The organism is Collinsella aerofaciens (genome assembly GCF_028209625.1).
Taxonomy (GTDB): domain Bacteria; phylum Actinomycetota; class Coriobacteriia; order Coriobacteriales; family Coriobacteriaceae; genus Collinsella; species Collinsella aerofaciens_AM.
On sequence record NZ_JAQLDU010000028.1, the window covers coordinates 1 to 9,010 of the forward strand.

Below are 9,010 nucleotides of genomic sequence, written 5' to 3' on the forward strand. Positions count from 1 at the left end.
GGGCATCGGATTCCCACATTCATCCGTACATGTACGGATGAATGTGGGAAGTGTTCGGATGAAGTTGCCAATCAAGGTAGCATAGTACTATGTTAACGTGCTCATGGCTGTGGGTTGGTTTAACCTACAGCCATGCTAAAGTTGCCAAAAGGGGCACAAAGGCCAATACGTTTGCGCCATGCCGGCACAGCGACCTGGCATCGTATGCACCGGCGGAATCATCGCTGGCCTGCAAGGAGAGCATGTCCACGCGCTCATGGTCGCCGGAGGCCTCGTGATGCAGCACGCGCCGAGCGGCGACTGGAAGCGCGTCGATTGGGATGCGCTTGCCGCCTGGCTCGACAGATACGGGTGCAAGGTCGCTGATTGCGAGACGGAGACCCTTCCGACCGCCGACGCGGCGAGTGGGAACGCAAGGGTAAGAACGCATCGTCGCTGAACCAGTGAGTCAGTATTCTTTAGTTGGATGATGGATATTGAAATTAATTAGCGAGATAATGTGCATATCTCATAATGTATGCGTTTCACCATGAGAGAGGGGTCTGTCATGAGCTGGAAACCGAGAAAACGCGTTATCGCCGGTCTCGTGACAACCGGTCCTGGCGGCGGCTTGTTTGCAACCGCAATGACATCGTACCGACTTTTCACTTACATGTTCTGAAAGGCAGTTGCCATGCTGTCGCAAAATCAATCGAGATACTTGACCACAATCGGCTTTGCCCTGCTTGCATTACTCTTTGCTAGCGACCTTTTGCTGAAACCGCCCAAGAAACTCGTTTTGCTTGCCATAGACTGCCTTTCCGCCCTTTACTTTACGGCAACCCTATTCGTCGGACTAAAGGAGAGGAAAAAAGGCGCAGTCGTCGCATCCGCCGTATGCTTGATCATAACCATTGCATCATTCTTTATCTGACACATTGGTGATTTAGGGGCGATATCGTAGGAATACGACCGGGAGAGTCGGGACCATAGGCTCCGGTAAGAACCTTCGCCATGCCCCACGTATCGAGCCCGATGATTTCCCCGCCGGACGCCCTGACGGTCACGGCCTCCGGCGTCCACGCGATTTCATCGTCCGTGAGGCGGATGGGTGTGACGCTGCCGGCGTCCATCCGCCTCACGACCTCATTCCGCTTATCGCGCCAGCCCGGCTTGAGCCATTTGATGACGGTCGGACGCGAGACGCCAAGGACGCACGGGCGCAGCTCGAGCTCTAATACATGAGGTCCCAGCTTGTAATGCGTGAACATATGACTACATTAACATGGTCATGTATTACCGAACGTTATATGCTGAGCTGGATCCGCCCGTCTGTTATCTTGGGGGCGACAGCCTCTTGCAAGGAGGCAGCCATGCTCCAGAGTGTCTTTGGATCCGATGGTCAGATCCATCTTGAGAACCAGGTCAGCAGCCAACGTATCGACCTCACCACGGGTGAGGTGAAAACGGTCATCCCGACCGCTGAGAACATGAGCACCGTCTTCGGCAAGGATGGCGTGGAGACGGAGATTCAGGTGGGGCAGATAAGCCAAGCACTGGACAAACTAGGATTTGATCGGCTGTTTAATAAGCACTAGCGGTTGAGTTGTCGCAGCATAATCGCAGCTGGAAATATGTGACCATATGACTATGCCAACATGTGCGCACAGTCATATGGTCTCTCGTTTGATTGCTTTCCTATCGCTTACTCCCAGAATGGGCGTTAAAAAAAGGCGGCCGAAACCGGCCGCCCGCAAATAAATATTTATTTGCCGAATGTAAGAGGAGAGGAACGATGCACATTACTCCCAATGTCCGGCCACGTCGACGACCCAGTGCTGCCCGGTCGCCTGCTGCTCGTAGTGCCCCTGGTCCTCGCTGGTGGTGTAGGAGTCGTCAATCACAGATCCGCCAATACCGCCATTATCGACATCGTTATCGCACCACGCCCATGCGGCAGCCTTGCTGTCAAACGGTCCGACTTTGGTCCCACCATGGTTGACCCAGTAGCGCTCATGGCGCACGTACACCACGTTCGGGACCCAGACCTGGCCGTAGTCGATCTCCCAGTGGCCCTGCTCGGCAACCCACTTCTTCTGGCTACCGCCGTTGGAAGAGGAGTTATTGCCGCTTGAACCTTGAGAACTGCCGGAATTCTGCTTGGACTGGGAAGAATCGCCCTTACTGTCCGACTTTGACGAGTCGGAGGACTTGTTATCCTCCTTCTTGGAGTCATCGGACTTCTGGTCCTTGCCGTCGGATTCTTTCTTCTCCTCGGTCTGGGCTCCAGAGGTTTGCACCGCCTTTTCTTCGCTCGGCTTCTTTTTGTCTTTATTCTTTACCGCTGTGGCGGCTCTTTCCGTAGAGCCGCTTCCTTGCTTTGCAACGCTGGCACATCCAAGTTGAGGTGCCGAAAGGCACACCAGAAGCGCAACGATAATAGCCTTTGTTCTCACACCGATCTCCCTGATCATGAAGCCGGGCGTTGGACACCAGCCGGTATCCAACGCCCGGCTCGCTTTTACATCTGCTCGCGGCGCTTCTTCCGGTCGAGGAAGACGCCGGCTGCCACGAGGACGGTACCGCCGATGACGAACGTCTCGCCGATGAGTCCCGCGCGGTCACCGGTCTGGGCGAGGCTGCCGGTCTGGGCGGTATCCGTGCCGGCGAGGTGCTTCGGGGTGTATGCCGCCTGCTGCTTTGCGACCTCCTCTGCCTCCTGTCGTGCGATCTCATCGGAAAGCTTCTGCTCCGCTGCGATGCGGTCGGACTTCGCCAACTCGTAGGCGGCGAGTGCCGTATCATAGCCGGGCTGGAGCTCGTCCACCGCGACCTGCTTCTCGTCCAGGATGGCCTTGGCGGGCGCGACCTTGGCACGTGCCTCGACTGCTGCGGCGAAAAGCGCGTTGAGGGCGTCATCCGCGTTCACATCATGGCCGGAAGCGATCGCCGCGCCGGCATCGATGGAGTTCAGCTTCGACAGCTTGGCGTCTGCCTGCGCCTTTGCCTGTTCGGCGGCAGAGACCAGGGACTCGGCGGCGATGGCATCCGCCTTCGCGGCATCGAGGGCAGCCTTGGTGTCATTGACGACCTTTACTGCATCCTGCTCGCGCTGCTGTGCCTCTGCGAGCTTCGCGGCAAGATCGGTGAGGATGTCGAGGTTCGACTGTGCGTCATCGAGATCGGTCTGGGAGCCGGTAAGCCTGTCGGCGGCAACGCCGGTGTCGGCCTTTGCGGCATCGACGGCACGCTGGGCATCCGCGAGGGCGCGTGCGGTGGCGTCCGCCTTTTGCTCGGCGGCGGCGAGGACGGTCGCCTTCTCGACCTGATCGGCTGCCGCCGCGTCATGGACGCTCTTTGCTGTATCGAGCGCCTTCTTGGCGTCGGCGACGTCCTGGAAGAACTTCGCGAGGTCGGCGTTCGCATCCATGACGTCCTGCTGCTTGGCCTCGGTGTCCGCCTTGGCGGAATCCAACTTAGACTGTGCGGTCGTTACGGCTGCGTTGGCAGCATCAAAGGCGACCTGCTTCTGCTGGACGGTCGACTTTGCCGTATCGACTGCCGCGTTGGCGGCTTCGAGGTCCGATTTCGCCGCATCAAGCTCGGTCTGGGCATCCGTGACGCCCTGCTGCTTGGATGCGAGATCAGCCTTTGCGGCATCGACGGCACGCTGGGCATCGGCAACGCCCTGCTTCGCGGCATCGACACCTGCCTGTGCGGAATCCACCGCGACCTGCTTCTGCTGGACGGTTGCGGCGGCGCCGGCGGCTGCCTGCTTCTTGGATGCGAGATCGGCCTTGGCTGCGCCGAGTGCGCTCTTGGCGTTCTTGAGACCGTCGATGTAGGAGGTCAGCTTCTGCTCGTACTCGTCGACGGAGATGGGGTTCGTGTTCCAACCGGAGCCGGACCAGCCGGAGATCTCTGCGGTATAGCACTGCGTCTGAAGCCCGGACATGGTGCCCTTGGTGCAGGTTGCCATTCCCATAACGGCGAGTTCGGGATTGATGATGTTCATGTAATGGCCGACGGTGCCGCTGCTGCCGTTCTCCCAGCGGCAGTTGTCTGCAATCCAATGGTTGATTGCGACGCCGTTCTTTGCATAGAAATCATAGGCATCCTTGCCGACAAGACCGGTGACTCCATAAAGGGCCTCCGTTGCCTTGTCGAAAAAGCCCTTCTCCTGCTCGATCCACTGCCCACTCGGATCGATTCCGTAATTCCATGCCAGGTTTTCGGCAAAATTATATTGACGGGCATGATCGAGCACAGTGTCACTGTAGTTGGCATCCGCAATGGCACCGGCGATGAGCTTGTAGGTGACCTGGAGCTCGGACAGGCCGACCGACTTGCGGTAGTCGTTGACGGACTTCATCCACCTGATCGCATTGAGCATGTTATCAAGGGACGTGGCGTCCTTGGAATTGCCGACTTCGGTCTTTCCGGCATATTTGGCGTTCAGGATGATGTTGACTGCGTCATCGGCACCCATGGCACGGAAGAAGCCGATGGCTCCCTGCTTGAGCTGCGCGTCGGCGGAATCGAGTTTTGCCTGTGCCTCGTCGACCTTCTGCTGCGCGGCGGTCACGGCAGCGTCTGCGGTATCCTTCGCCGCCTTGGCGTTCGCGAGCTCTACGTCGGCGGCTGCCTTGGCGGACTCGGCGTCTTTGACAGCCTGCTTCGCTACATCCAGCTTGGCGACGGCGTCAGCATTCGCCTGCTTGGCGGCATCAAGGTCAGCGTTCGCGGCATCGAGTGCGGACTGGGCGTCGCCCACGCCGGATTCGGCATCGGCCGCGGCCTGCTGCTTTACGGAGAGGGACGCCTGGGCATCATTCAGCTCGGACTGCGCCGTTGCCGCAGCGGACTGCGCCTGCTCAAGCTCGGACTCGCACTGGGACTGCACCGCTCGTGCGGCAGCGAGGGCTGCCTCTGCATCCGCGACCTTCTGTTTTGCAGCATCGTACTCCGGGCCGCTGGCGCCTGCCTCCGCTGCGGCGAGGTCGGCTTTCGCCTTCTCGTAGGCGGCGCTGGCGGCTGCGGTCTTCGCATCCGCCGCGTCCTTGTTCTGCTTGGCTGCGGCGAGAACGGAATCGGCGGAATCCTTTGCAGACTGGGCCGCAACCAGCTTGGACTGGGCATCGGCAAGCGTCGCGTTGGCGTTGGCGAGTTCGGCCTGTGCCCTGCTCACGGCATCCGTGGCGTCGCGCACGGCCTGCTCGGCGGCACTGATAGCCTCCGGGGTGGCGCCTACGGCATCGGCCTTGGCTTTATCGAGGGCGTCCTTGGCATCCTGGACCGCCTTGAGGGCGGACTGGTACGCTTCGTCCTTCTCGGATGCATCCGCCTTGGCGTCTGCGAGACCCGTCTTCGCCTGCTCGAGGTCCTTGCCGGCGGCATCGGCGGCGTCCTTGCCCTCCGCGACCTGACGGGCGTACTCGTCCATCGCCGCTCGGTCGGCTGCCGTGCCGGCGCTGACTGCAGAATCGTAGGATGCCTTGGCCTGGTCGCGGGCGGAAGCCGCCTCGTTGTAGGGGCCGGCGGCCTCATCGTAGGATGCCTTGGCGGCGTCCTCCTTCGCCTTCGCCTCGTCGACCGCCTTCTGCAGGTCCGCGATGGTCCGTGCGGCGGATTTCGCGCCGGTACCGGATGCCGCGCCGGCATGGGCGGCGATCGGCGACATCACGGCGGGGTGCTGCGTGGTCCCGTCACCGGTCTGGGCGAATGCCGCGAACGGTGAGATGAGGCTCGATCCGGTCATGGCGGCCATGGTCGCCGCGGTGACAGTCAGACGCGCGATCCCCTTCGGGGCGTGAATCTTTTTGCTTGGCAGTGCGGCGAAGTGATCGCCACCGGCAGCGAAATGCTTTCCCTGAGTCATTGTGCTGTTCCATTCCTTTTCCGTGCCCTATCAGACTGGGCATCAGAGTGCTTTCCAATAGAGATAATTATGCGCCTTAACTGGGATTGTTGTATATAGTCCGTTGGCTTTTATACAACAATCCATGACTCTTTTTGTCATGGATACGACGCTTCAGAAATCATTCGGCATGAGATGCAAAGAGCTCCGCGCTGGACTCGGGTGCAGTCAGGAGCAGTTCGCCAATTTGATTGAAATGGATCGTTCCTACTACGCGAGCATTGAAGTCGGGCGGCGTAATGTTAGCCTCTCAAATCTCAAGAAGATTGCCGACGGATTTCAAATCAGCATTGCTGAACTCATGAGAGGCGTCAGCTAAATTTATCCGTCTCATAGTTCACAGTGGGTCTCGTTGATTAGTGCCTTGAGAAAATGGAAATCGTCCCAACGAGCTATCGTCAATCGTCCCAATAAATTACCGTCAATCGTCCCAATAAGTAATCGTTATTTGTCCCAACGACGCAGATAGACGCTATAATTTCAAATGAATGATTGGGGGGAAAGCCGATGGATAGGTATATAGGACGTTGTGTTGACTGCTTGGTCGAGCGCGACCTTGGCATTTTTGGTGCAGTGCTCATTCAGGGGCCGAAATGGTGTGGAAAGACAACGACAGCTCAGAGATTTGCCGAGTCATCGTTATCTCTCTCCGACCCATCTGGCGGTTTTGCGGCCCTCCAGCTCGCTCGTCTCGATCCGGCCCAAGCAATTGTCGGACCGACCCCGAGGCTTGTCGACGAATGGCAGGAAGAACCGAAGCTATGGGATGCCGTGCGATTCGAATGCGATGCCAGGGGAGGGGAGCCCGGACAGTTCATTCTCACCGGATCTGCGACGCCACGAGCCGAGAACCAGCCGATGCACAGCGGTGTGGGTCGAATCGCCCGTTTGCGGATGGATACCATGACGCTTTTTGAGCTCGGTATTTCGTCGGGAGCGGTCTCGCTTGGGGCGCTGCTCGCCGGCGATCCCGTTGCGGCGTCACTCGGATCCATCGCCGGTATCGCCGGTATCGCTGATTTGCTCTGCCGCGGCGGTTGGCCCCAAGCGGTCGGTAAGACAACTGCCGACGCAATGCGGATAGCCGCCGCCTATATTGACGGTGTTTGCGAGTCTGACGTTTCGAGGGCGGATGGAGTGAAACGCGACCCGGTTAAGGTAAGGGCCTTGCTCTCGTCGCTTGCACGCAATGAATCGACTCTTGCCGGCATGAGGTCCATCGAAAGGGATTTGGGTGTTGACGTCTCAAAGAATACGATTACCGGCTACATGGACGTGCTGCGCCGTATCAATATCGTCGACGACGTCCCCGCGTGGCATCCGGCTCTCAGGTCACCGGTGAAGCTGCGGCAGGGCGCGAAGCGGCACCTTGCGGACCCATCGCTCGCCGTCGCCCTCATCGGTGCGGACCCGGAGTCGTTGTCATCCGATCCGAAGACCCTTGGCTTGCTCTTCGAATCCCTCGTGCTGCACGATCTCAAGGTTTACGCGGCGGCCAGCGATGCGACCGTATCTCACTACCACGACGCTGACGACCTGGAGGTCGACGCGATTGTCCATCGTCGTGACGGCTCGTGGGTTGCCATTGAGGTCAAGCTTGGGAGCCCCCAAGTCCCAGAGGCAGTGGAAAATCTGCTTCGACTCGAGCGAAAGCTGGTCGATCGCGGGGAGAGGCCACCTGCGGCGAAACTCATCGTCATCGGGTTTGGTATGCCGGCTCACGTAACTAGCGAAGGCATCGTTATTGCTCCGGTCGATACGCTCGGAATCTAAAGCTATTTGCATTTCCAGAAATCATCTAGAAGGCGTCTAGAGGATTTCTGGAAACAACCGGTATTTTGATCTGGGCTAAGAAAGGTTGCGGGTCCAAATTCCGTGCTGCGTGGAGCCGGTGATTTTGTTCAGGAACTCGCGCTGCTCCTCGGTTGCGAGGATGTAGGTAGAGCAGCCACTGAGCATCTGGTCGACGTCTGTGATTCCGGACGCCTCCCATCCCAAGATGCTGACGGCCTTGAGCGTCAGGCAGTTGAGGAACATGTAGGACGTGTTCTCGACGTTCGAGGTGTCAAGACGGTCGAGATCAAAAAGCTCCGTGACGCTTGAGCATCCCCTGAACATGCCCTCCAGGGTCGTGCAATCCGATGTATCGAGTTTCGATAGGTCGATTGGGTCAGACCGTCGAACAGGTATCTACCGCTCTCTGGATCCCAGGTATCCAGGACAACGACCTCACGGATTCGATTCCTGTAGGAATACCATGGTTGCTTTCCGAATTCGTCCGTGTGTGTACGGATGAATGCGGGATTCGATACCCCGACGGCCTGATCGGCAGGCCGCCGGGAACTCTCACTCCTCGATAAAAGCCGGCACTCGGTTAGTCCTGCGCATCTTGAAATCGCCAGTCTCGTGGGAGACGTAGAGAATGCCGTCCATCCCATCTCGCGATGCATATGAAAGGTGGACAGAACCGCAATCCGCTCCATCATTGTCGAGAAGATCGAACAAATTCGGGTCGCTCGTTGCGGCCAAACGACCACTCAGACAAGAGCCATCGTCATTACAGATTTGCCATTCCATGTCTTCGCCTGCAAGAATCGCCATAGACGTCCTGGTCGCGCCATCGTTGGCATACATCCCGTCTATGCCAAACCCATTTTCAGCGCCATCGATGAACGATTGCTCGGACCTATACCTCGCAAATGATGCGCATAGTGCCATTGCAAGACCGATTACAAGGCCAACAATCGCTATCTTTGCATAGCTCTTGCCTATCATGTCATTCACCTCCCTCGTATGTATCGAGGTATTCCTGCTTGAGCGTCTGCGAGGACGACTTGATCTTTTCCACGAGCGTGCCGGCCTCGATGAAGTAGAACGAGTCGGTGAGGTCTGCCAGGTCGTCGAGCAGATGGCTTGAAATGAGCACGCTGCGTCCCCGCGCCACCTCGCTGCGCATCGCGTCGCAGGAGGTTTTCCGCTTTCCCGGATCGAGGCCGTTCAGCGGTTCATCGAGGATGAGGTACGGGCAATCGGTCGATATCGCCATGGCAAGCTTTACCTGCTGCTTCATTCCTGTCGAGAGTTTACGGGTCGGCTTGTCGAGATATGGGGAGA

Annotated in this window: 9 protein-coding genes; 3 read left to right on the forward strand and 6 right to left on the reverse strand. The window is 58.4% G+C overall.

Features of this window, described 5'->3' with window-relative positions; all coding sequences use genetic code 11:
- Positions 1 to 124 precede the first annotated feature (124 nt).
- Entirely contained in the window at positions 125 to 430 is a 306-nt protein-coding gene (locus PMW70_RS09775) for a restriction endonuclease, SacI family (protein ID WP_416378080.1), read from the reverse strand.
- A gap of 922 nt (positions 431 to 1,352) precedes the next feature.
- Here PMW70_RS09775 and PMW70_RS09445 point away from each other — a divergent pair.
- Positions 1,353 to 1,577, forward strand: a complete 225-nt coding sequence (locus tag PMW70_RS09445; protein WP_271744711.1) for a hypothetical protein — start codon at positions 1,353 to 1,355, stop codon at positions 1,575 to 1,577.
- Positions 1,578 to 1,781: 204 nt separating this feature from the next.
- Here the strand turns inward: PMW70_RS09445 and PMW70_RS09450 are convergent, their stop codons facing one another.
- A complete protein-coding gene (locus PMW70_RS09450) occupies positions 1,782 to 2,279 on the reverse strand; it encodes a hypothetical protein (RefSeq protein ID WP_271744712.1) in 498 nt (165 codons plus the stop codon).
- Positions 2,280 to 2,500: 221 nt separating this feature from the next.
- On the reverse strand, positions 2,501 to 5,857 hold the full coding sequence (locus PMW70_RS09455; protein ID WP_271744713.1) for a hypothetical protein: 3,357 nt from the start codon (positions 5,855 to 5,857) through the stop codon (positions 2,501 to 2,503).
- A 169-nt stretch (positions 5,858 to 6,026) separates the two neighbouring features.
- Here PMW70_RS09455 and PMW70_RS09460 point away from each other — a divergent pair, with 169 nt between their 5' ends.
- Complete coding sequence (locus PMW70_RS09460) at positions 6,027 to 6,215, forward strand: helix-turn-helix domain-containing protein (protein ID WP_229030448.1); 189 nt, start codon at positions 6,027 to 6,029, stop codon at positions 6,213 to 6,215.
- Between the two features lie 188 nt (positions 6,216 to 6,403).
- Entirely contained in the window at positions 6,404 to 7,669 is a 1,266-nt protein-coding gene (locus PMW70_RS09465) for an ATP-binding protein (RefSeq protein ID WP_271744714.1), read from the forward strand.
- Between the two features lie 75 nt (positions 7,670 to 7,744).
- Here the strand turns inward: PMW70_RS09465 and PMW70_RS09470 are convergent, their stop codons facing one another.
- The 3 genes from PMW70_RS09470 to PMW70_RS09480 form a co-directional block, all read right to left on the reverse strand.
- Positions 7,745 to 8,086 (reverse strand): BspA family leucine-rich repeat surface protein, encoded by a 342-nt coding sequence (locus tag PMW70_RS09470; RefSeq protein ID WP_117818415.1) that lies wholly within the window; start codon positions 8,084 to 8,086, stop codon positions 7,745 to 7,747.
- Positions 8,087 to 8,242: 156 nt separating this feature from the next.
- Complete coding sequence (locus PMW70_RS09475) at positions 8,243 to 8,671, reverse strand: hypothetical protein (protein ID WP_271744715.1); 429 nt, start codon at positions 8,669 to 8,671, stop codon at positions 8,243 to 8,245.
- A 1-nt stretch (position 8,672) separates the two neighbouring features.
- A partial coding sequence (locus PMW70_RS09480) for an ATP-binding cassette domain-containing protein (RefSeq protein ID WP_271744716.1) occupies positions 8,673 to 9,010 on the reverse strand: 338 nt, incomplete at its 5' end.